General features: G+C 55.8%; 20 protein-coding genes. 6 read left to right on the top strand and 14 right to left on the bottom strand.

Annotation, left to right across the window (positions count from 1 at the left end):
• Position 1 precedes the first annotated feature (1 nt).
• Positions 2–2689, top strand: a complete 2688-nt coding sequence (locus L1249_RS00600; protein WP_074210494.1) for an ATP-binding protein — start codon at positions 2–4, stop codon at positions 2687–2689.
• Positions 2690–2711: 22 nt separating this feature from the next.
• Here L1249_RS00600 and acpS read toward each other — a convergent pair whose 3' ends face one another.
• From acpS to lepA, 7 genes are all read right to left on the bottom strand, one after another.
• On the bottom strand, positions 2712–3089 hold the full coding sequence (gene acpS, locus L1249_RS00605; RefSeq protein ID WP_062375143.1) for a holo-ACP synthase: 378 nt from the start codon (positions 3087–3089) through the stop codon (positions 2712–2714).
• 1 nt (position 3090) lies between these two features.
• Entirely contained in the window at positions 3091–3912 is an 822-nt protein-coding gene (gene pdxJ / locus L1249_RS00610; protein WP_044628372.1) for a pyridoxine 5'-phosphate synthase, read from the bottom strand.
• Between the two features lie 63 nt (positions 3913–3975).
• Entirely contained in the window at positions 3976–4668 is a 693-nt protein-coding gene (recO, locus tag L1249_RS00615; protein WP_074210493.1) for a DNA repair protein RecO, read from the bottom strand.
• Between the two features lie 8 nt (positions 4669–4676).
• A complete protein-coding gene (gene era, locus L1249_RS00620) occupies positions 4677–5576 on the bottom strand; it encodes a GTPase Era (protein WP_137094125.1) in 900 nt (299 codons plus the stop codon).
• On the bottom strand, positions 5573–6265 hold the full coding sequence (gene rnc, locus L1249_RS00625) for a ribonuclease III (protein WP_172416256.1): 693 nt from the start codon (positions 6263–6265) through the stop codon (positions 5573–5575). The genes era and rnc overlap by 4 nt, the downstream gene beginning before the upstream one ends.
• Before the next feature lie 64 nt (positions 6266–6329).
• Positions 6330–7133: a signal peptidase I gene (gene lepB, locus L1249_RS00630; protein ID WP_058578049.1), complete on the bottom strand. Its 804-nt coding sequence runs from the start codon at positions 7131–7133 to the stop codon at positions 6330–6332.
• Positions 7134–7148: 15 nt separating this feature from the next.
• A complete protein-coding gene (lepA, locus tag L1249_RS00635; RefSeq protein ID WP_235252975.1) occupies positions 7149–8963 on the bottom strand; it encodes a translation elongation factor 4 in 1815 nt (604 codons plus the stop codon).
• A 370-nt stretch (positions 8964–9333) separates the two neighbouring features.
• Here lepA and L1249_RS00640 point away from each other — a divergent pair, with 370 nt between their 5' ends.
• Genes L1249_RS00640 through L1249_RS00655 form a run of 4 tightly spaced genes read left to right on the top strand, consistent with a single transcriptional unit; the run spans position 9334 to position 13130 of the window.
• Positions 9334–10302 carry a metal ABC transporter solute-binding protein, Zn/Mn family gene (locus L1249_RS00640; protein ID WP_235252976.1) on the top strand — a complete coding sequence of 323 codons (969 nt, stop codon included), beginning with the start codon at positions 9334–9336 and terminating at the stop codon, positions 10300–10302.
• A 24-nt stretch (positions 10303–10326) separates the two neighbouring features.
• A complete protein-coding gene (locus L1249_RS00645; RefSeq protein ID WP_235252977.1) occupies positions 10327–11109 on the top strand; it encodes a metal ABC transporter ATP-binding protein in 783 nt (260 codons plus the stop codon).
• Positions 11110–11112: 3 nt separating this feature from the next.
• Positions 11113–12216, top strand: a complete 1104-nt coding sequence (locus L1249_RS00650; protein ID WP_235252978.1) for a metal ABC transporter permease — start codon at positions 11113–11115, stop codon at positions 12214–12216.
• Positions 12216–13130 carry a metal ABC transporter permease gene (locus L1249_RS00655; RefSeq protein WP_235252979.1) on the top strand — a complete coding sequence of 305 codons (915 nt, stop codon included), beginning with the start codon at positions 12216–12218 and terminating at the stop codon, positions 13128–13130. The genes L1249_RS00650 and L1249_RS00655 overlap by 1 nt, the downstream gene beginning before the upstream one ends.
• Positions 13131–13250: 120 nt before the next feature.
• Here the strand turns inward: L1249_RS00655 and L1249_RS00660 are convergent, their stop codons facing one another.
• The 5 genes from L1249_RS00660 to rpoE all read right to left on the bottom strand — a co-directional run bounded on the left by L1249_RS00660 (position 13251) and on the right by rpoE (position 17805).
• Complete coding sequence (locus tag L1249_RS00660) at positions 13251–14660, bottom strand: DegQ family serine endoprotease (protein ID WP_235252980.1); 1410 nt, start codon at positions 14658–14660, stop codon at positions 13251–13253.
• Between the two features lie 66 nt (positions 14661–14726).
• Positions 14727–15182 carry a SoxR reducing system RseC family protein gene (locus L1249_RS00665; RefSeq protein ID WP_137094119.1) on the bottom strand — a complete coding sequence of 152 codons (456 nt, stop codon included), beginning with the start codon at positions 15180–15182 and terminating at the stop codon, positions 14727–14729.
• Positions 15183–15184: 2 nt separating this feature from the next.
• On the bottom strand, positions 15185–16144 hold the full coding sequence (locus L1249_RS00670) for a MucB/RseB C-terminal domain-containing protein (protein ID WP_235252981.1): 960 nt from the start codon (positions 16142–16144) through the stop codon (positions 15185–15187).
• Positions 16145–16198: 54 nt separating this feature from the next.
• On the bottom strand, positions 16199–16933 hold the full coding sequence (locus L1249_RS00675; protein ID WP_235252982.1) for a sigma-E factor negative regulatory protein: 735 nt from the start codon (positions 16931–16933) through the stop codon (positions 16199–16201).
• A gap of 272 nt (positions 16934–17205) precedes the next feature.
• A complete protein-coding gene (gene rpoE / locus L1249_RS00680; RefSeq protein ID WP_235252983.1) occupies positions 17206–17805 on the bottom strand; it encodes an RNA polymerase sigma factor RpoE in 600 nt (199 codons plus the stop codon).
• Positions 17806–18166: 361 nt separating this feature from the next.
• On the opposite strand from rpoE, the gene L1249_RS00685 reads away from it, so the two are divergent.
• Entirely contained in the window at positions 18167–19240 is a 1074-nt protein-coding gene (locus L1249_RS00685) for a 3-deoxy-7-phosphoheptulonate synthase (protein ID WP_044628383.1), read from the top strand.
• An 83-nt stretch (positions 19241–19323) separates the two neighbouring features.
• Here the strand turns inward: L1249_RS00685 and dinG are convergent, their stop codons facing one another.
• The gene (gene dinG / locus L1249_RS00690; protein WP_235252984.1) at positions 19324–21453 is read right to left on the bottom strand and encodes an ATP-dependent DNA helicase DinG; all 2130 of its coding nucleotides are present in this window, start codon (positions 21451–21453) and stop codon (positions 19324–19326) included.
• 5 nt (positions 21454–21458) lie between these two features.
• Complete coding sequence (gene rhlB / locus L1249_RS00695; protein ID WP_228168408.1) at positions 21459–22733, bottom strand: ATP-dependent RNA helicase RhlB; 1275 nt, start codon at positions 22731–22733, stop codon at positions 21459–21461.
• Between the last annotated feature and the right edge of the window lie 6 nt (positions 22734–22739).

A 22739-nucleotide genomic window follows, 5' to 3' on the forward strand; every position in this document is an offset into this window, starting at 1 on the left:
CATGTCATTAAACACGCGCCTGCTGTTTGCTCTGCTTGGTTTCCCACTGTTGGTCTACGCCGTTATGGCAATATTGCTTGTTATCCAGAGCGACCTGGGAGGACGCGACGAGCTTAAAGAGCGCTTAATCAGCGCTGGTGAGTTGATGGCTCCCAGCTTAGGCGATGCCATGGCCGACGGGGATTTACAGCGCCTTGAAAAGCTCGCTAGGCAGCTGTTGGAGCATCGCGGGCTGCGAGCCGTGACGCTGTTTGATGAACAGGGCAACCGTCTGCTGGTGCTAGGTAGCTCTATGCCACCGCCTAGACTGGATGCGCCAATGGCAACGGCCATCACCATGGAAGAGGACGCCTGGCGGCTGCGGGTGCCGCTGGGCAGCAGCGACACCCTGCGCATGACGAACGGGTGGTTAGAGGCTGAGATGGATACCCGCACCCTAACGCTTGAGCGCTATAAGCTTATTGCAAGCCTGAGCCTTGGCGGTATGTTGCTGGGGTTACTGCTATTTTTAATCGCATTTGCCATTAGCCGCTATGCTACCCGTCCAATCGAAGAGGCTAACCAGGCACTTTATCGCCTGTCGCGTGGCGACTACAGCTTGCTAATATCATCGGCCAAGCCCACCGAGCTAAAGCAGCTGGCCGATCATATCAACCGTTTAGCCGAACATTTCCAGCAGGCCCAGCGGGATATGCAGAGCCAGATTGAGCAGGCCACCAGTGAGCTGCAGGAGTCGATGGAAACCATCGAAGAGCAGAATATCAAGCTAGACCTTGCTCACCGCAGCGCGCTGCGCGCCAATGCTGTTAAATCCGAATTTCTGGCCAATATGAGCCACGAGATCCGCACACCGCTCAACGGCATTATTGGTTTTTGCCGCTTGCTGGGCCGTTCATCCCTCGACACCCGGCAAGAAGAGTGGCTGGAGCACGTTCGCCGCGCCTGCGATAACCTACTGATGCTGGTGAATGATGTCTTGGACTTCTCCAAACTGGAAGCCGACCGGCTGACTCTGGAAGAGGTCGATGTCGATATTGTTGCCCTGGTTGACGAAATTATTGGCTTGCACGCCCCTGAAGCACAGCGCAAGCAGCTGCACTTGGTCGCCATGGTATATGACGATGTGCCGACTCCCTTATGCGGCGACCCGTTACGCATTCATCAAGTGTTGAACAATCTGCTAGGCAACGCACTAAAATTTACCAACGAAGGCGAGATCATCATTCGCGTTATGCTGGATAGCCAAGAGGGTCAGCATGTCATACTGCATATTAGCGTGAGCGATACCGGCATTGGTTTAAGCGATGAGCACCAGCAGCAGCTCTTTAGCGCGTTCTCACAAGCCGAACCGAGTCACTCTCGCCAGTTCGGCGGCAGCGGTTTAGGGCTGACCATTTGCCGCCAGCTTATTCAGCGGATGGGTGGGGAGATTACGGTAGAAAGCGAACTGGGTAAGGGGTCGACTTTCTCATTTACCCTGCCTCTTCTGGCACACCAGGCGGCTGAGCGCCCGCCGGAGCTGACGCTAGATAACCCCACTATTCGCCTTCACGAAACGCACCCACCCACTCGCCATGTGCTAGAGCATTTACTAGTACGCTGGGGCGCGCGCCCAGTCTCGTTTATTAATGCCGGCAATGAATCGCTGCTGATGCTATGTCTGGCGCAGAGTGACTTTGAAGGTGATCGCAAAGCGTACTGGCAGTCCGTGATTGCGCAAACTCCCTGCCCGGTCATTATTCTGGCGAATACTACTAGCTTTGACCTACCCACGTGGGAATTTCCCTACGGCGGCGAAATGCTGTGCAAACCGTTTACTCGGACGCAGCTTGTGACCACCCTGCGTCAGTTGCTGCAACTGCAACCACTCCCCCTTGCCAGTGAAGCAGTCAGCAAACCGCCGCTTGCCCCTCGCCTAACAATTTTGATTGTCGACGATAACTCGTCAAACCGTGAACTGTTAAAAGCGATGCTGGAGAGCGATACGCTACACATTGTGCTAGCAGAAAGCGGCCAAGAAGCACTGGAGTTTGCGCGCCACCAAATTGCCGATATGGTATTGATGGATATCCGCATGCCGGGGATGGACGGCATACAGGCCACACAAGCGCTGCGGCGTATCAATAATAGCTGGGCGCGCTGCCCTATTATTGCCGTGACGGCCCATGTACTGAGCACTGAACGGCAGCAGTGGCTGGCCGAAGGGCTGGATGATGTGCTGATCAAACCCATCGACGATGCCCAGCTACAACAACTGTTGCAGCGCTTTTTAGGAATTGCACCACGAAAAGCAGCCCCTACTGAAGCAGCTTCCACTCGTCAGTCACAGGTTCCCACCGCTCCCCCTAGCTCGCTGCCAGCGGTCGATTTGATGCTAGGTGCACGCTTGGCAGGAGGCAGGGAGACCTTAGCCAAGCAGCAACTGGTACGGCTCATTGACAGCCTGCCGGAGAGCGAGCAGCAGATACGCGACGCCTTTCAGGCAAGCGATCTAACGGCGCTACTGGACTGGGTGCATGGACTAAACGGAGCCAGCCGCTACTGCGGCGCACCAGAACTAGCCCTGTTGGTGGAAACCCTAGAAACGCGCCTGCGCACCAGTGGCCTACGCCATGTAGAGGCACTGCTTGACGAGCTATACGTCGCCATGACGCGCCTTAGCCAAGAGCGCGCTTCGCTGGTGAACTAACTGCCCCATCGGGGGCAGCTGGTTAGTTCTCTAACACCACAAAGGCGACGGCGTAGTCGGCTTCATCACTCAGCGTAATATGCGCGGCGGTCGCCCCGCTGGCGGTGAACCGCCGCTGCGCTTCACCGCTCAGTTTAAGGCTGGGCTTCCCCAGGGCATCATTGATTACCTGAATATCGCCCCACTGCATCCCCTGGCGAAGCCCAAGGCCCAGGGCTTTCACAAAAGCCTCTTTCGCCGCAAAGCGCTTGGCAAGATAGGCGACTGCTTGTCCCTTCTCCTGCCACACCGCCTGTTCGTCGGGCCCTAAGATACGCTGAGCAAAGCGCGGGCCGTGACGCGTCACGGCCTGGCGAAAACGCTCAACTCGGGCAATGTCCGAGCCAATTCCCACAATCATGTTAATGGCCGCAGCAGTGGTGGCTGTCGCCGTGATCGTGGTCATGTTCGTGCTCGTGGGCATCAAGCGCAGCCATTAAGCCCGCTTCTTGCCCGGCAATGATTAGTCGTTTCATCTCTTGCACGGCTTCTTTCAAGCCGACAAACAGCGCACGGGCAATGATCGCGTGGCCAATGTTCAGTTCATTAACACCGGGTAGCGCCGCAATGGCTTCCACATTGTGGTAGTGCAACCCGTGACCAGCATTGACCACCAAGCCCAGAGATACGGCGTGTACCGCCGCCGCGCTGAGGCGGTCATACTCGGCGTTGGCCTCGGCACTCCCCGGTTTTGCCTCTGCATAGGCTCCGGTGTGTAACTCGATGGTAGGTGCGCCTGCGCGCTTGGCCGCATCAATTTGTGCTTCATCCGGGTCGATAAACAGCGATACATCGCAGCCAATCGCAGCGAGACGCTGGCAAGCACTGGCGATATGATCAAAACCGCCGACGATATCCAACCCGCCCTCGGTGGTCAGCTCTTCGCGCTTCTCGGGCACCAAGCACACATGGGCCGGGCGCACTTCTTCTGCCAGCGCCAGCATCTCTTCGGTGACCGCCATTTCAAGATTCATGCGCGTATTGAGCACCTCCGCCAGCAGGCGCACGTCACGAGGCTGAATATGGCGGCGGTCTTCGCGTAGGTGGACGGTAATCCCATCGGCTCCAGCTTCTTCCGCCAACAGCGCTGCCTGAACCGGATCAGGGTAACGAGTGCCACGGGCCTGACGCAGCGTGGCAATATGGTCGATGTTAACGCCGAGTAATATCCGTGGGGGATGCATAGCGGGTCTCCAATCAATAAGCAGCGATAGGTCGTTATCGCGATCAATAGTAACGGTGGTTCACTAACGATGACGGCGGCGGGCTAAATCTAGCATCAGCTCGCGAGAACGTAATGCCGTTGGGCCAAGATGGGGGGCCAACGCTGCCCGCATGACCGCTTTCAGAGCGCTCGCTAAGCCCGTAGGCTGCCAGTCGCCTTGCTCTATGTAGCGTAAGGTGCGACCTTCAATACCCTGTTCCGCTGCCACAAAAGCACGGCTGTCAGCATCAAAGCGATAGCGTTGGTGCGGGTCCAGCGCTCCGCCTTCAAGGGTACAAAAACGCGGCGTGGCCTCAAGCACCTCCAATAGCGCCCACTCATAGCGTCTAAGCGCCAAGCCCCGCTCCGCAGGTACCGGCAGCGCATCTAGCAAAGCACTATAAAAAGCAAAGACATCGGTGGCGGCCAGTTCAAGCGGGAGTAAGCGAGTAGCAATTTCATTGGCGTAGAGACCACACAGCAGGCCTTCGCCTGCTAGCAGCGCGGTGTGACCTCGCGATTCCATCAACGTTAACCGTTTTAACTCTCGCTCTCCCCGCCATGACACAAATAGCGGGGTGAACGGCTGCAACCGCTGGCGAGATTTAGAACCGGGCCGCTGGCCGCCGTGGGCAACCGCCCGGATGCGGCCATGGTTGAGCGTTAATAAGTCGACCAGCGCGCTGGTTTCACGATATGCCCGGCGGTGCAGCAGAAACGCAGGCTCGGCGGTCATGGCGGTGCTCAATCGAGATCGTAACCCAGGCTCTTCAGTGCCCGCTCGTCATCCGACCAGCCGCGCTTCACCTTCACCCAGAGATTCAGCATGACCTTAGTACCCAGCGCACGCTCCATATCCAGGCGCGCTTCACGGCCAATACTCTTGATCCGGTCGCCGTTCTCGCCGATCAAAATCACTTTCTGTCCTTGGCGCTCCACCAAAATTAGCGCGCTGATGTGCGTGACGCGCTCGGTCTCGCGGAACTCTTCGATCTCGACCGTCATCTGGTAAGGCAGTTCGTCACCTAGCTGGCGCATGACTTTCTCACGCACCAGTTCGGCCGCCATAAAGCGCAGGCTCTTGTCGGTGATTTGATCTTCTGGGAAGAAGTGGATGCTCTCCGGCAAGTGCTTGGCGACTTCCTCTTCCAAGGTCTCTACCTGAGTGCCGTGCTTGGCGGAGATGGGCACAACGGCAGCAAACTCACGGCGTGCGCCTACCTCGGCCAGCCAAGGCAGCAGGTCGGCTTTATCCTGGAGACGATCGACCTTATTGACCGCTAGAATTACCGGCGCTTTCACATGCTCTAAACGCTTTAACACGGCCTGGTCTTCGTCAGTCCAGCGAGTGCGGTCGATGATGAACACCACGCAGTCCACATCGCGAAGCGCCTGGGTCGCCGCCTGGTTCATGAAGCGGTTGATGGCCTTGTTGCGATCTTTGGACATGATGTGCATGCCCGGCGTGTCGACGTAGATAAACTGCGTCTCTTCAACGGTTTTAATGCCCATCACTTGGTGGCGGGTGGTTTGTGGCCGCCGCGAGGTAATCGAAATTTTCTGCCCCAGAATCCGGTTCATGAGGGTTGATTTGCCTACGTTGGGACGGCCAACGATGGCCACGAATCCGCAGGTTTGGCTCATGATTTGTCTCCAGGGGGGTGTTCGAGATAGGACAGTGCTTCTTCCGCAGCCTGCTGTTCAGCGTGGCGGCGGCTGGGGCCTTTACCAGTGGTATGCTCGCTTAGTAGCTCGATGTAGCACTCCACGGTAAAGGTCTGGGCATGCGCCTCTCCCTTTACAGAGACCACTTCATAGCGCGGCAGCGCCGCTTGGCGCGACTGCAAAAACTCTTGTAAGCGTGTTTTGGGGTCTTTTTGGGTATCTTGCAGCGAAATATTTTCTAGACGCTCGGCATACCACGCCAGCACGCGCTCGCGTACCGCATCCATACCGGCATCCAGGTAAATCGCGCCTATCACGGCTTCCACGGCGTCTGCGAGAATTGACTCACGGCGGTGGCCGCCACTCTTCATCTCACCGGAGCCTAAACGTAAACACTCACCGAACGCCATTTCCCGCGCCAGTTCGGCGAGGGTTTGGCCTTTTACCAAGCGGGCACGCAGGCGGGAAAGCTGCCCTTCCCGCGCCTGGGGAAAGCGCTGAAACAACGCTTCGGCAATCACGAAATTGACGATAGAGTCACCTAGAAATTCCAGGCGCTCATTGTTACGACCACCGTAGCTGCGATGGGTCATGGCCAGTTCCAAAAGCGTTGGGTCGCCAAAGGTATGGCCGATTCGTCGGCAAAAAGCGGTTAAGGAATTACTCACAGTGCTCCTACGTCATTGACGTTAACTAAGATAACCACACTAACGGTTTGTAAATTATGCTGCTTCATTCAATACGCCGTACGCTGGTGAAGCTGGGCAGGCCGCCATCCCAGTGCATCCAAACAGCAAACGCGCGGCCCACAATGTTATCTTCGGGCACAAAGCCCCAGTAGCGGCTGTCATTGGAATGGTCGCGGTTATCCCCCATGGTGAAGTAGTGGCCTTCAGGCACGACGACTTCGCTCATTTGCGGGCCTGGGTCACGGGGGTTGTTATAAATAAAGTGGCTGACTTCGCCTAACTGCTCTTCCAGCAGTAGCTGTTGGGGAGAGAGCTCCGGGCCCTCTTCAATCAGTACTTTGGTAACCGGCTCGCCGTTGATATAGAGCTGCTTGCCTTCATAGCGAATACGGTCGCCGGGCAGGCCCACCACGCGCTTAATAAAGTTCACCGATGGTTCTTCGGGGAAGCGGAACACCATCACATCGCCCCGCTCAGGGTCGTCTACCTCCAAAAAGCGGTTATGGACAACAGGCAGCCGAAGCCCATAGGCAAATTTATTCACTAGAATAAAGTCACCGATTTCCAGGGTAGGCTTCATGGAACCAGAGGGAATCTGAAACGGCTCTACGATAAAGCTACGCACCACCAACACGACGAGTAGCACCGGAAAAAACGAACGTGCGTAATCGACTGGCCACGGTTCTTTTAGGAGCTTTTCCCGAGTTGGCGCATCCAGGCCTTCCATGGTGGCCGTTTCAGCTTTGGCCACACGCTCACGGCGCTTTGGCCGAAGCACCAGCACATCCAGCAGATAAATGGCTCCAGAGAGTGCAACGGCGAGTACCAGTAATAGTGAAAAATCCATGTGGGGTTCGTATCCCTAGTCGTTTACCTTGAGCACAGCAAGGAAGGCATCTTGGGGAATTTCAACACGCCCCACCTGTTTCATCCGTTTCTTACCGGCTTTCTGTTTCTCTAGCAGCTTTTTCTTACGGCTGACGTCGCCGCCGTAACACTTAGCCGTGACGTTTTTACGTAGAGCCTTCACCGTAGAACGAGCAACCACCTGACCACCAATCGCTGCCTGAATCGCTACGTCAAACATCTGACGCGGAATCAGCTCTTTCATCTTTTCCACCAGCAAACGGCCGCGGGAGTGAGCATGGTCGCGGTGGATAATGACCGCCAGGGCGTCGACTTTATCGCCGTTAATCAATACATCTAGACGCACCAGTTTCGCCGCTTCAAAGCGCTCGAAGTTGTACTCTAGCGAGGCATAACCGCGAGAGATGGATTTTAAACGGTCAAAGAAGTCCATGACCACTTCCGACATGGGCAGCTCATAGGTCAGCTGAATCTGGTTACCTAAAAACTGCATGTCCAACTGGGTGCCACGACGCTGCTCGCACTCGGCGATGACGTTACCTACAAACTCCTGAGGCACCAGAATGCTGGCACGCACGATGGGCTCGCGCATCTGCTCTACATCGGCCATATCAGGCAGCTTGGAGGGGTTGGAGACGTACTGGATGTCGCCGTTCTTCATGGCGAGCTCATAGACAACCGTTGGCGCGGTGGTCAGCAGATCCAGATCGTACTCACGCTCCAGGCGCTCTTGGATGATCTCCATGTGCAGCGTGCCGAGGAAGCCGACGCGGAAACCAAAGCCCAGCGCATCGGAGTTCTCCGGCTCGTACTCGAGGGAGGCATCATTGAGGGCCAGCTTTTCCAGGGCATCGCGGAAATCTTCGTAATCGTCCGCGCTGACCGGGAACATACCGGCGTAGACCTGCGGCTTCACTTTTTGAAAGCCCGGCAAACGTGGTACGTCTGGTGTCTTGGTATGGGTAATGGTATCCCCCACCGGAGCGCCGTGAATCTCTTTGATACCGGCCACGATGAAGCCGACCTCACCGGCGCGCAGAATGTTGGTCTCTTTGCGCAGCGGTGTGAAGATGCCTACCTCGGTGGCGTTCCAGTCGCGTCCGGTCGACTTGATACGGATCTTATCGCCTTTGCGCAGCGTGCCGTCGAATAAGCGCACCAGCGAGACGACGCCCAGATAGTTATCGAACCAAGAGTCGATGATCAGCGCTTGCAGGGGCGCTTCGGGATCACCTTTAGGCGGCGGAATGTCTCGCACCAGCCGTTCGAGCAGCTCGTTGATGCCAATACCGCTTTTTGCAGACACTTGGCACGCGTCAGTGGCGTCCAGGCCAATGATTTCCTCTACCTCTTGGGCGACGCGATCCGGGTCGGCCTGCGGCAGATCGATCTTGTTGAGTACGGGTAGTACTTCCAGCCCCTGCTCGATGGCGGTGTAGCAGTTAGCTACCGACTGCGCTTCCACCCCCTGCGCCGCGTCGACGACCAACAGGGCCCCTTCGCAGGCATAGAGCGAACGCGACACTTCGTAGGAGAAGTCGACGTGCCCAGGGGTATCGATGAAGTTGAGCTGGTACACCTGGCCATCGGCAGCGGTGTAGTCCAGCGTGACGGACTGAGCTTTGATGGTGATGCCCCGTTCACGCTCGATATCCATGGAATCAAGGACTTGCTCCTTTAACTCACGCTCGGTCAACCCACCGCATGTCTGTATGAGGCGATCTGACAGCGTGGATTTACCGTGATCAATATGCGCGATAATGGAGAAGTTTCTTATGCTTTTGATATTGCGAGATTTTTCTTGAGTCATTTGCCGACGTAATCCGGGATGTGTACGTTACCAAGGATAAAAAGCGTGATTGACGTGGTAAGCGCAGGGGAAATTTGAGGACATTGTACCGCTAGCCGAGTCTCGGTGCTATGTCAGGAAAACCTTAGACATGCCAATAGGCACGACGGATATCATCCAGTGACACCTTCTGTGTTAAACGCAGCTCCATGGCTCGTTACTTAACCGCAAGCAAAGCAATAACAAAAGTAATCCACTGCACCTCATGTTTCTTGACATTTAACTATACGAGCAAGAAACTTAGCCAATGCTATACTTTTTGCACTCGGCAAAACCGCAAAATCATCGATACGTCGCACCCATGGACAGTTTCCTCACGAGGAGTTAGATCATGCACACTAAGTACGCGCTTGCCCTATTAACCACGTTTCCGTTTTCGGTATTTGCCTCGCCCCAAGACGCGCCTTTGAACGTCGTGGCCACCATCGGTATGATCGCCGATGTTGCTGAAGAGGTCGGCGGCGAATGCGTGGCAGTGAACACTATGATGGGCCCCGGCGTTGATCCCCACCTTTATCAAGCCAGCGCCAGCGATGTTGCCATGTTGCGCAATGCTCAATATATTCTCTACTCTGGATACTCACTCGAGGGCCAGCTGGGCAACGTGCTAGAGAATCTATCCGAACGGATTCCAACACTTGCGGTGGCACCTGCATCAATCACTCCTGACGACCTCATTACCACCCAAGACGTGTACGGCATCGACCCGCACCTATGGATGGATGTCTCCCTCTGGGCGCACACTTTGCCCACCCTGCGCGACACCTTCAGCGAGGCACGTCCAACGTGTGCGGACACCTTCGAGCGCAACACCGAACGCTATCAGGCGCAGCTACTGGCACTTCATGATTGGGTGAAAGAGAGTATTGCTAGCATTCCCGAAGAGCAACGTATTCTGGTGACCGCCCACGACGCATTCAGCTATTTCGGGCGCGCCTATGATATAGAAGTAGAAGGCGTACAGGGAATCAGCACCGAGAGCGAAACGGGCATTGCCGATATACGCGCCATGACCAGCGTCGTCGTTGAGCGTGGGGTACCGGCCGTTTTCATCGAAAGTACTATCAACCCTCGCACGGTACAGGCGGTGATCGATGCCGCGGAACAGCAGGGGCATCGCGTCGCGATTGGCGGCGAACTGTTCTCTGACGCCATGGGCAATGCGGGTACCGTCAACGGTACTTATATCGGCATGATTTATAGCAACACTCAGCATATCGTGGGAGCACTGGGCGGCTCCATGGCACCACTACCCGAAGAGCTTGCAGACTGGGCGGCCACTTGGGACGTTTCGCCGTAAGCTCACCGACGAGGTATTCTTCTGATGTATATACACAGCCGTTCAGATGCAGCGCTCAGTATTCGAAATTTAACGGTCAGCTACCATAACCAGCCCGTTCTCTGGGATATCCACCTGGACATCCCCACAGGGGTCATGGCAGGCATCGTGGGACCCAACGGCGCTGGCAAGAGCACTCTGATCAAGAGCCTTCTTGGGTTAGTGCCCAGTCTTTCGGGCGACGTTCAGATCCATGGTCACCCCTACGCCGCTCAGCGCAAGCGTGTTGGCTACGTGCCACAGCGCTCCAGCGTTGACTGGGATTTTCCCACCACAGCCCTGGACGTGGTCATCATGGGGCTTTATGGCCGCTTGGGATGGTTCAAGCGGCCGGGGAGCAAAGAGCGCCGAGAGGCGTTGGAAGCGCTGGAAATGGTGGGCATGGAGGCCTTTACCGATCGCCAAATCAGCCAGCTCTCAGGCGGCCAACAGCAGCGCGTGTTTCTTGCACGCGCTTTGGTCCAACAGGCCGACGTTTACTTTCTAGATGAGCCAATGGCCGGTGTCGATGCCACCACTGAGCGCGCTATCGTTGACATCCTCAGACGCCTACGCGATAACGGTAAAACCGTCATCGTCGTCCATCACGATCTGCAGACGGTGCGCCACTACTTCGATTGGCTCTTGATGCTCAATGCTCGAGTGATTGCCAGCGGAGAGGTCGACAAGGTTTTCAACATAGAACATCTACGTGAAGCCTACGGTGGCCAAATTGCCATGCTCAGCGATAGTGATGCCCTTATGTTTCAAGCGTCGAAGGTAACCTAGCCGATGACATGGTTCGATATTCTCTTTGACTACACTTTCCAAAATGTCGTCATCGGGGCTTCTCTAATTGGGCTGATTAGCGGACCTTTAGGCTGCTTTGCCGTTCTACGCCGTCAAAGCCTATTAGGAGATGCAATCTCCCATGCCGCGCTTCCGGGGGTCTGCCTAAGTTTCATCATTACGGGAAGCCGCAACATCGGCGGCATCATGACAGGGGCCTTGATCACCGGCACATTGGCAGCGCTCTTCATGCTGGCACTGACGCGCATGAGCCGCCTAAAAACCGATGCCGCCCTCGGCATTTGCCTCAGCATCTTCTTCGCCATTGGGATTGTGCTGCTTACCTTCATTCAAGGCAGCGGCAACGCCTCACAAGGCGGTTTGGAAGCCTTCCTGTTTGGTCAAGCTGCTGCTACGCTGCGCTCCGATTTATGGGTAATGGCCAGTATTACCCTGATGACTCTGCTACTGCTTGCGGCCTTCTGGAAACAGGCAAAACTAGTGACCTTCGATGCCGAGTATGCGCGCACCCTGGGAATGCCTGCAGCCATGGTCGAGGCTGTGCTAACCATCATGGTGACGCTGGCAGTCGTCGTGGGCCTGCAAATGGTGGGCGTAGTGTTAATGGCGGCCATGATTGTCGCCCCTGCCGCTGCCGCTCGACAGTGGAGCCGCGACCTAGGGAGCATGCTAATGCTGGCGGCGGGTGTCGGCGTGATTAGCGGTGTATCGGGTGCCACCATCAGCACGTTTTCACGGGGGCTGGCAACCGGTCCGCTCATCGTGCTGACGGCTACCGTCATTGTGTTGATCTCACTGGCCTTGGCGCCAGGACGCGGCTTGCTGTGGAGCATTACGCGACATTACCGAGAGAAGCATACGCTTCGCAAACAGCAGCTTCTTTACGCATTGTACAAGTATCCCGCCACGTTACCGCGCTATGGGGGCGCGCTCAGCACGCGCTTCGCCTTATTACGAATGCAACGCGATGGTTATCTGCTCAAGCAACGCAACCCACCCGCCGGATACGACTCACACTGGCAACTGACGGCGCAAGGTTACGCAGAAGCCCAACAGATAGCCGCCATGTTCGAGGCAACCCAATAATGATAGAGAATTTGCTCAACAATTCGGATATTCAGATCATGCTGGTGGGAGCCATGGTGGGCATCGCATCCTCCGCAGTGGGCACCTTCTTGGTCCTACGCGGAAACAGCATGCTATCAGATGCCATCAGCCACTCCATCGTCTTCGGTATCGTCATCGTATGGATGCTCACTCAACAGCAGAGCGGCTCGCTGCAGCTCTTTGGCGCCGCTATAACGGGTTTACTGACCGTGGTACTGACCGAAGCGCTGGCCAGTACCAAGCGGGTGAAACAGGACGCGGCCATCGGACTGGTATTCCCGGCGCTCTTCTCGATTGGAGTGCTGCTGCTCAATATCTATGCCCACGACGTCCATATCGACACACACACCATTTTATTGGGTGAAATCGGCTTTGTGTGGCTGGACACCGTCAGCATTGGCGGATGGAATGTCCCGCAGGCATTGGTGACGATGAGCATTATGACCACACTGAACTATGGCTTTATTTTTGTATTTTACAAAGAACTAAAGCTTTCCACTTTCGACCCAGCCCTAGCCAAGGCGTTTGGCTTCATGCCGTCGGTACTCTTTTACGCCCTGCTGATGCTGACCAGTGCAACTGCCGTGGCAGCATTTGATGCAGTAGGCGCCGTCCTATTTATTGCCTTTGCCATCGTTCCGGCATCGGTAGCTTATCTGCTGACGGATCGGCTATGGATGATGTTCATGATCGGAGCTCTGGTCTCCATTTTCTCTAGCATCTCGGGCTTTTACTTAGCGGTTCACCTCAACGTGTCCATCGGTGGCATGATGGCCGTCATGACTGGCGCCTGTCTGCTATTGGCCTTTCTGGCTGGCCCGCGATATGGCCTTGCCACCCAAATGATCAAGCGCCATCGCGGACGCCACGCTCCCTATGAGTCTCCTCACTGAGCCGTACCCGAGCAAAATGCCCCCGGCCGACTTGCCAAAGTTCATGTGATAATAGGTCAACAAAAGCCACAGGCAAAAAAGTCCGGCAATGCGCCGGACTTTTGGTCAAACGTGAAAAGGTCATTCGAGGCGAAGTGCAACGAACAGCGAGCGGCCGTCGCGATAGAGACGCACGGGAATCGCTCGGTCGTTCGGTAGCGCTTCGACGATTTGCATCAGCTCGTCCGCCGAAGAGACACTGCGGTGGTCAATACTCACCAAAATGTCGCCAGCACGCAGCCCTGCCTGCGCCGCAACGCTATCCGGTTCGACCTGGCGTACTTCGACGCCGCCACTGATCCCCAAACGCTCACGCGTTGCTTGATCGACTTCGGCAACGGCGACGCCTAACCGCACTTGGTTATCGCTGCCCGATGCTGAGGCAGATGACGCCATATCTGGCCAGCTACCCAGCTCAACGGTTTCCGACACCTGCTCGCCATCTCGCATCAGCGTCAATTCGACATCGTTACCGGGTGCAACGCGACCGATCAGCCGCGGCAAGGTGCTGGAGCGATCCACTTCTTCACCGTTGACTTCGATGATGACGTCACCGGCTTGCAAGCCACCCTGAGCCGCAGGGCCTTCGGGATCTAAATCGGCAACCAGAGCACCAACCGCTTCGCTCATACCGAAAGACTCGGCTAGATCCTGCGACACCGGCTGGATCATCACGCCCAACCACCCACGATTTACACGGCCATCTTCACGGAGCTGATCTGCCACGTCCATCGCCACGTTGATTGGGATGGCAAACGAGAGGCCCATAAAGCCACCGCTGCGGGTAAAGATTTGCGAATTGATACCGATGACTTCGCCTTCCAGATTAAACAGCGGGCCGCCGGAGTTACCCGGGTTGATGGCCACGTCGGTTTGGATGAACGGTACATAAGCATCACGAGGTAGCGTGCGGTTGATTGCACTGACGATACCTGCCGTCACCGAGTGATCGAAGCCAAAGGGAGAACCAATGGCCGCGACCCAAGCCCCCACTTTCAGCTCGTCGGAATCGCCCAAATTGAGCACTGGCAGGTTGTTGGCATCGATTTTCAGCAGTGCCACGTCGGTTTGTGCATCACTACCAATCAATTCAGCGGGTAGTTCACGGCGGTCGTTGAGACGCACCAGAATTTCATCGGCGTCCTGCACTACGTGTGCGTTGGTCATCACATAACCATCGGCACTGATGATGAACCCAGAACCAAGCGACTGTCGCTCTTGGCTACGGCTACCGCCTCCACCACCGGGAGGTGTTGGAAAGCTATCGCCAAAGAAGTGGCGGAAAATTTCGGGAATTTCCTGATTGCCAAACCCTTGGAGGGCTGGGCTGCGCTGCACCGTTCGACTGGTGGAAATATTGACGACGCCTGGTGCAGCGTCTTCTACCAACTCAGTGAAATCGGGCAGCGTTTGCGCATAGGCGTTCTGGCCTATAAAAAACATCGCGACTAAGCATAGCCATAGTGTCGAGGGAAGAACCAAGCGCTTCATGCAACAGCTCCTAGTAAAGCAGATACGAAACGAAGGGAGTGCAACTCTTAGTGAGCTACGGAACAACTAACTGACCAAGCGCGGCCGGAAGCGTTCCATCCGCCCATGCATTAGATATTTAAGGACAATAACACCGCATATCAAGGCGCTAAAGAAAAGCGCTGCGCTTAACCATTCATTAGTGCCTAGCAGCGAGGCGCCTCCAGAGACTAACAACGCCGCCAATAGTGGCAACGCGTAAACCAGAAGCGCCAAATAGCTGATATCGTGTTTAGGTAGTGCAATGGTAACTTGGCTACCAAGAGGGTAAGCAGACGCACCGCTAGCGACGCGCGCCTTAGGATACACAGTGATATGCTGCTGTTGGCGCCGCGCTAACAGCCCCATACCACAACCACGCCCTTCAGCACACTGCTGGCAGGCAGCGTTAAGCGACACATCAACGGTCAATCCATCACCCGTATAGCCAACGACGATACCCGTTCTTAAAAGCGATGCGCAGGCGGCATAAGGGGTAGACATGGCTATGGCTCAATACGAACAGATTGCACAATACGCTGCAGCATATCCGAAGGAAGTTCCCCAATGGCTATCAGTTGCCAGCGTTGATCACCCCCGGACACCAGCGCCACTGCTGCTGTTGAAACACCTAGCTGGTGAACGCCTTCTTTCAACACGCTCTGCTCAATAGGGTTAACGAAAAGGCTGACTGCGGCCAACCCATCGCTATATACCCGCTGGTTGCTGACCGGCTGCCCTGGATCTTGCGGCTGAGCAACAAACCCCTCTGGCAACCACTCTGCGTGCCAAGAGTGATCGACTTGTTCGGCGCCCACGTCATCGGCGACGCCGCCATCATAAAGTTTAGGAGAGTGAAGCTGGGTAATTTGAAAGGTTTCCAGCACACGTTCTTGCCGGTCACTTATAACATGCTTAAGTAACAGCCCGGTCTCTTTATCAACCCACCATGCATGATAGTAGCGCTGCTGATCCCGGGGTGAAAAATGCAGTTGCACTGCATCGCGCCCTGCCACCCGGGCATCTTCTTGAAGGGAAATATCGTAATAGGAAGCCACATGTTGCGCCCAAGCTTCAGGGGCTTTTAAGCCACTGTTCACTTCAGGCGTAAAGCGCGCCATATAGCCAGCAATAGAGCGTCGCTCAATACTTACCGATGGCCCATCAAGATGTTGTACGGCCTGCTGGCGAACACCATCACGAATGAGGTGGGAAAGTGCAAGCGTACGTACACCCAAGGCATCGATAGCGACTGCCCGGGCCTGAAAGTCATAACAGTGGCCCGCAACCAGTGCTAACTCAAGCCATGCTTGCGTGGTTGCTGGTGTTTGCTGTTCAGCAACCTCGGCACAGGAGAGCGCTGTAGGGGTATCAGCAGTAACAAACGAGGAATGCAGGCTGGCACTCAACAGGCTTAACGTTAATGCAAGCCTGCCTCCCCATAAAGCACATCTGGCAGTCACCATACCAATCTATCAGCCCCTTACTCAGCGATCACGTTGTCCGGCGATCCGCCTTGCTTAACGCTGACCCAGTGGTTCTGTCACTGCTGAGCGCATCAGCGGCATCCAGCTGTCACCACCGCCCGTTGCAGCACCCTGCGCATGTTGCTCTAGGTAGGACTGAAGCATGCGCAATTGATCAACATCAATCGTCGTAGCTTGCTGTGCCATCGTGCCTTGCGGAGCAACGGGGGCAGAAAACCCAGCTTCGCTAATATTCATTAAACCGCTGTTGCCCGACTGACCATTAATGCGAAATGGTGTAGGTTCAAACATAGGCATGTCGGAAGCCGTCATAGCGGCAGGTTGTGATGCTGCCAAATTTACCGGCTGCACCTGAGCTCCAGCGCTATTCTGCGAAGCCACTGTATTACTCGCGGGCTGAGCACCACCGGTAGAGCCGTTACCATTAAAGAATTGAACGCCCGTAATGACCATCAACGACACCGCAGCAGCGACACCGGCACCACGAGCAAACGATATTCCACCTGCCCGTATAGGTGAGGCTGCGCTATCGCCACCCATAACAGGCGCTGGTTCTTCACTCAGGCGAGCCATAATGCCAGCAGAAAGGTCTACGCTAACGTCCACCCCACGCTCACGCTGCATCATACTGCGCGCTAAGTGATAGCGGCGCCACGTTTCTGCCGCGTCGGCATCATCGGGCAGTGATTTCAACACCCGGCGCAATTCAAGCTCGTCACTCTCACTGTCCATTAATGCTGAAAGTGATTCCCGTGTGCTTTGACTCATACTTCACACCCTCACACTGTGTTAGAAGAAGCTCAGCGGCAACACGGCTAGCGCGTGCTTTAACCGCAAAACCTCGCAGGCCAAGACCCTATTACAAATTACCGTTTGCATAATGCTAATCACTGGCAGACAGATAGCATTACGGTAGCTGTCGGCGGCTCAACTCGTTAAAGCTAGATAACTTGTATGACGCCTCACTTGCCAGACAGTTCACAAAAAAAGCAAAAACGTAAATGACTGTGACCAAAGCACTACTTTGATTAGTCAGCGCCTTAGTCATCGCGGCTGTTACGCGCCGTAGTGACTAGCGGACGAATATGCTCATCAACCGCTTCCCGAGCGCGAAAAATTCGTGAGCGAACGGTGCCCACCGGACACTGCATCACTTGGGCAATATCTTCGTAGGCTAAGCCGTCCAGCTCACGCAGCGTAATAGCGGTGCGTAAATCATCTGGCAGTTTCTCAATCGCTTCATATACCGCCGTCTCAAGTTGATCCCGAGCAATAGATGCTTCTGGCGACTCTGAGTCCGCCAAGCGGCCACTCTGATCAAGAATTTCAGCGTCGACAATATCTAAATCGCTACCTGGCGGCCGACGTCCACGAGATACCAAGTGGTTTTTCGCCGTGTTAATCGCAATGCGATACATCCAGGTGTAAAACGCGCTCTCTGCGCGAAATTTACCCAGCGCACGATAAGCCTTGATAAAAGCCTCCTGCGCCACGTCCTGCACTTCTGCATGGTCGTGGACGTAGCGTCCAATCAAGCCAATGATTTTATGCTGATATTTTTTCACCAGTAGATCAAAAGCGCGTGTATCGCCTTTCTGAGCACGTTCAACCAGCTGTTGGTCTGTTTCACGAGTGCCCATTCACACGCTCCTTCTGCTCGAACGTTTTACGCCGAGCTTTGTGTCTTTTTCGCCCTGTAAGCCGGGCCTTCACAGCAAGCAGCATAGCGTCCCTTGGGCTTAAGTTAATCATCATGGAGGAAATCAACAGGCAAAGCTCCACCTGCCCCACTTGGTTATGTTGCACGCGTTGAATTGCTAAACACCAATATCGTCTAGTGTTACGCGTTCTTAGCAGCGCATCAAGCGCTTGCCCCCTCTATTAAAACCCTGAGGCTGACATTTTTCCTTAATGCAAAGTTCCGTAACAATTGATTTTTACCACCGTGACGCGCCATAGTAGTGGTCACTTTTAGCCCATCGCGCACGCACAGGTAGCAAGATGTCAGATCAACAGGTTAGTAACCTTAACGTCCTTGCACAGGATGTTCTTACCACCCCAGAAGCACTGAAAAACGCTATCCCTTTAACGGAAAGCGCCGAGCGTTCGGTTATCGAAGGCCGTCAGACCATCCAAAACATTCTAGATGGCAAAGATCCGCGTTTGCTGGTGGTCGTTGGCCCCTGCTCTATTCACGACGTTGAAGCAGCGCTTGATTATGCCCGCCGCCTGCGCACTCTGGCTGATCAAGTGAGCGACAGCCTCTATATCGTGATGCGTGTCTATTTCGAAAAGCCGCGGACGACCGTGGGCTGGAAAGGGTTAATTAACGACCCTCACCTGAACGACTCTTTCGAAATTGACGAAGGCCTGCACATTGCCCGCAAACTGCTGGTCGATTTAGCCGAAATGGGTCTGCCGCTAGCTACTGAAGCGCTTGATCCCATCTCTCCGCAGTACCTGCAGGACTGCATTAGCTGGTCGGCCATTGGCGCCCGCACCACCGAGTCACAGACTCACCGTGAAATGGCCTCCGGCCTCTCCTGCCCGGTTGGCTTTAAAAACGGCACCGATGGTAGTCTGGATGTGGCGATTAACGCACTGCAATCTGTCGCTAACCCGCACAACTTCCTGGGTATCAACCAGGCAGGCCAAGTGGCGATTATCCGCACCCGCGGCAACGCCTATGGCCACGTGGTCCTGCGCGGCGGCAATGGTAAGCCCAACTATGATAGCGTGAGTGTTGCCCTGGCGGAGAAAGAGCTTAAAAAATCTAATCTCTCTGCCAACATTATGATCGACTGCTCACACGCAAACTCGAACAAAGATGCCGCGCTGCAGCCACTGGTACTGGAAAACGTGACCAACCAGATTCTCGAAGGCAATACCTCGATTATCGGCCTGATGGTGGAATCCAACATTGGCTGGGGCAATCAAAAAGTGCCTGCAGACTTAAGCCAGCTGCAGTACGGCGTATCGATCACCGATGCCTGCATCGACTGGGACACCACAGTGGAAACGTTCACCCGTATGAACGAGAAACTAGCATCGGTACTGGCGAAACGCATCGCGTAAACAAGCCACCGCTCTCGAAAACGTCCCGCTGAGCGCTGCTTAGCGGGCGTTTTTTATTGCCAGAACCTAACGCCCCCTACCACCTATGCCTGTATATCGCGCCTGAAAGGCGGCAACGCATCTAATAGCGCCTGGCCATAGCGGCGCGTAATCACTCGCCGATCCAGCAGCGTAATGACTCCCCGATCGCTCTCTTTACGGATTAAACGACCACACGCCTGCACCAGTTTAATCGAAGCATCCGGTACGCTAATACGCATAAACGGGTTACCGCCCTGGCTCTCGATCCATTCGGCAAGCGTTGCCCCAACAGGGTCATCCGGCACCGCAAACGGCAGCCGAGTAATCACCACGTGGGTGAGATAATCCCCCGGCAAATCGATACCCTCGGCAAAGCTCGCCAAGCCAAAAATCACGCTACCCTTACCGCCATCCACCGCGGCCCGGTGGCGCTCAATGAGTTCACGTTTAGGCAACGCGTCTTGCGCCAAAATGCGCTCTTTTGTCGCAGCGGGCAGCGCCTTTTCCACCGCACGCAGCTGAGCACGGGAAGAAAACAGCACCAGTACCGCCTCCTCCTCACCTAGCTGCGACACAAAGCGTACAATGGCGTTCTCATGGGCATCCCGGTCACTAGGGTCCGTTGCCTCTGCGGGCACCCGCAGAACCGCATTGGCGTAATCAAACGGGCTAGGAAGCGCCTGATAACGGTAGCGGTTAGCTAAACCAGCCCGCTCCTGCAGGCGCTCAAAACGGCCAAGCGCCGTGAGCGTTGCCGAAGTGACAACCGCCCCGTGGCAGCGCCCCCATAGGTGCTTGGCAAGCGTGTGCGCTGCAGAAACCGGGCTTGCTGAGAACTCAATCTCTGGTTCGCCCGCCACACGACTGAGCGTTATCCACCGTGCGCTGGGTGGCGCATTGGCGGCATCCTGTTCACTAAACGCTTGCCACAGCGCATGAGCCTCCAGGGCGCGACCATGGAGCAACGCTATTAGAGGCAGCCACGTTTCCGCCTGGTCACGGTCCAGGCCGGTCTGTTTATCCGGGTCCAGGCTTTCGCGCAGAATATCGCTAATGCTTTCTAGACTTCTCGACAGGGTGGCAAACATGACTAGCAGCTGCTGCGCCTGTTCGCGCAGCGCCTCGGGCACTTGGCCTTTTTCAAAGCGCTGCTGATGGGTCGCCTCTTCATCTGCCAGACCATTTTCACGCCCTGCCAGCTGATGCCCCATGCTAAACACGTCACCCAGCGCAGGCTCCAAGCTATGCAGCAGCTCAGGCAGCCCTGCCAGTAAGCGAGCAATGGTGGGCTGTACCGCCAGGCCCTGGTTCAAATCCGTCAAACTACTTTTCAGGGTTTTTAGCCAGCGCAGACAGCCGTGCACCGCAAAGCGGTGGGCGAAATGGGACAGCGCCTTATCCGGCAGGTGGTGACCTTCATCAAAAATAAAGATGCAGTCGGCAGGGTCTGGCAGAATCGCACCACCCCCAAGGGCAAGATCCGCCAGCACAAGGTCGTGGTTAGCAACGATAACATCCGCATTTTCCAACTCTCGACGAGAGCGGAAAAAGGCGCAGGCACCGAAATGGCCACAACGGCGGCCGGTGCACTGGCGATGATCCACCGTCAGCTGCCGCCAGTGTGTATCTTCAATCGATACCGGCCAGGTATCGCGGTCGCCCTCCCAGTCGCCCTTGCCATAGGCTTCGGCCATATCGGTGGCCAGGACGTTGAAGTCGCTGCTATCAGCTTGAAGGGATTGCTCGAACAGCGAAAGCGTTGGGTTGGGCTCACTACCCTCCAGCGCTTGATCCAGCCGCGCCACGCAGACGTAACGGCCGCGACCTTTCGCTAGCGCATAGCGAAAGGCAACACCGCTATGGCTAGCCAGCGACGGCAGGTCTTGATTCAACACTTGCTCTTGAAGGGCAACGGTGGCCGTGGAGACAATGAGCCGTTTGCCTTGTGCCTTGGCTATAGGCAGCCCCGCAATGAGATAAGCCAGCGTCTTGCCCGTGCCGGTACCGGCTTCCAGCACGCAAACGTGGCTATCGCTAACGCGCTTTCCCTCGCTGTCGCACTCGATATCACCTAGGGTGCGGGCGATTTCAGCAATCATCAAGCGCTGCCCGTAACGTGGTGTCAGCCCTAGCTTTTCCACCACGTTACGGTAGGCCTGCTGAATATCGTTTTTAAGCGCGTTATCCAGCATGCCCGTTACAGCATGCCTTCCGGCGGATGTTCGCAGGGCAGCTTACCGTTAATATAGCGCTCAATCTCTGGCAGTGAGAAGGCGTCTTCTTCACCAACAAAGCTGATGGAGACCCCTTTGGCGCCCGCGCGGCCAGTACGGCCAATACGGTGGACGTAATCTTCAGGGTCTTCTGGCAGCGTGTAGTTGATAACGTGGCTGACGTCTTCAATATGGATACCGCGACCCGCGACATCGGTGGCGACCAGCACCTGAATCTCTCCCTCGCGGAAGCTTTCCAGCGTTTTAATACGCTGGTTTTGAGGCACATCGCCGGACAGCATAGCCGCGCTGACACCCGCTTTTTTCAGCAGATCGTCAAGCTTGCGCACCAAATCACGGCGGTTACCGAAGACCATGACGCGCTCAAAGCTCTCCTGCTCCAGTAGCTTCACCAGCAGCCGCTGCTTATCGTCATCGGAGACAAGATAGACGCGCTGGTCGATATCCGCCTGATTCTCGACGGTCACTTCGATCTCGACATGCGCCGGATCAAGCGTCCATTGGCTCGCCAGATTGAGAATATCGTCGGTGAAAGTGGCCGAGAACAGGAACGTTTGGCGCTCCTCTTTTTTCGGCGTGTAGCGAACAATGCGCTTCACGTCGGGGATGAACCCCATGGAGAGCATACGGTCCGCTTCGTCGAGCACCAGCACTTCGGTTTCAGAGAGGTCGATATCACGCTTCTGATGGAAGTCCAGCAGGCGTCCAGGCGTGGCGACCAGGATATCGATCTTCTTGCTCAGGCTATCGCGCTGTTTTTGATAATCCATGCCGCCGACGACACTGGTGACATTAAGCTGAGTAAAGCGCGCAAGCGCCTTGGCGTCTTTCTCGATTTGCAGCGCCAGCTCACGGGTCGGCGCGATAATCAGCGCACGGGGTGCGCCCGGCTTTTGGCCATCCGGCGTGGGCTCTTCAAGGAAGTAAGCCATCACAGAGATTAAAAACGCGGCGGTTTTCCCAGTGCCCGTTTGCGCTTTACCGACAATATCGCCACCTAACAGCGTGTGGCGCAGTGCTTCCGCCTGAATGGGCGTGCAGTACTCAAACCCTTGGGCATGAATAGCGCGCATTAGAGGCAGCGGCAGATCAAAGTCATGGAAGCGCCACTTGCCGGCAACGGCGGGCACCTGAAACTGACGAAGATCCCAGTTCGACTGACGACGACGCGGTTTCCGACGACGACGTTTAGGCTTGCGGTTCTGGGCCGATGCTGTGGTCTGTTCCGACTCGCTCATAGGCTG

Origin of the sequence: Halomonas sp. Cn5-12 (genome assembly GCF_021532545.1) — a bacterium.
In the GTDB taxonomy this organism is placed as follows: Bacteria; Pseudomonadota; Gammaproteobacteria; order Pseudomonadales; family Halomonadaceae; genus Vreelandella; species Vreelandella aquamarina.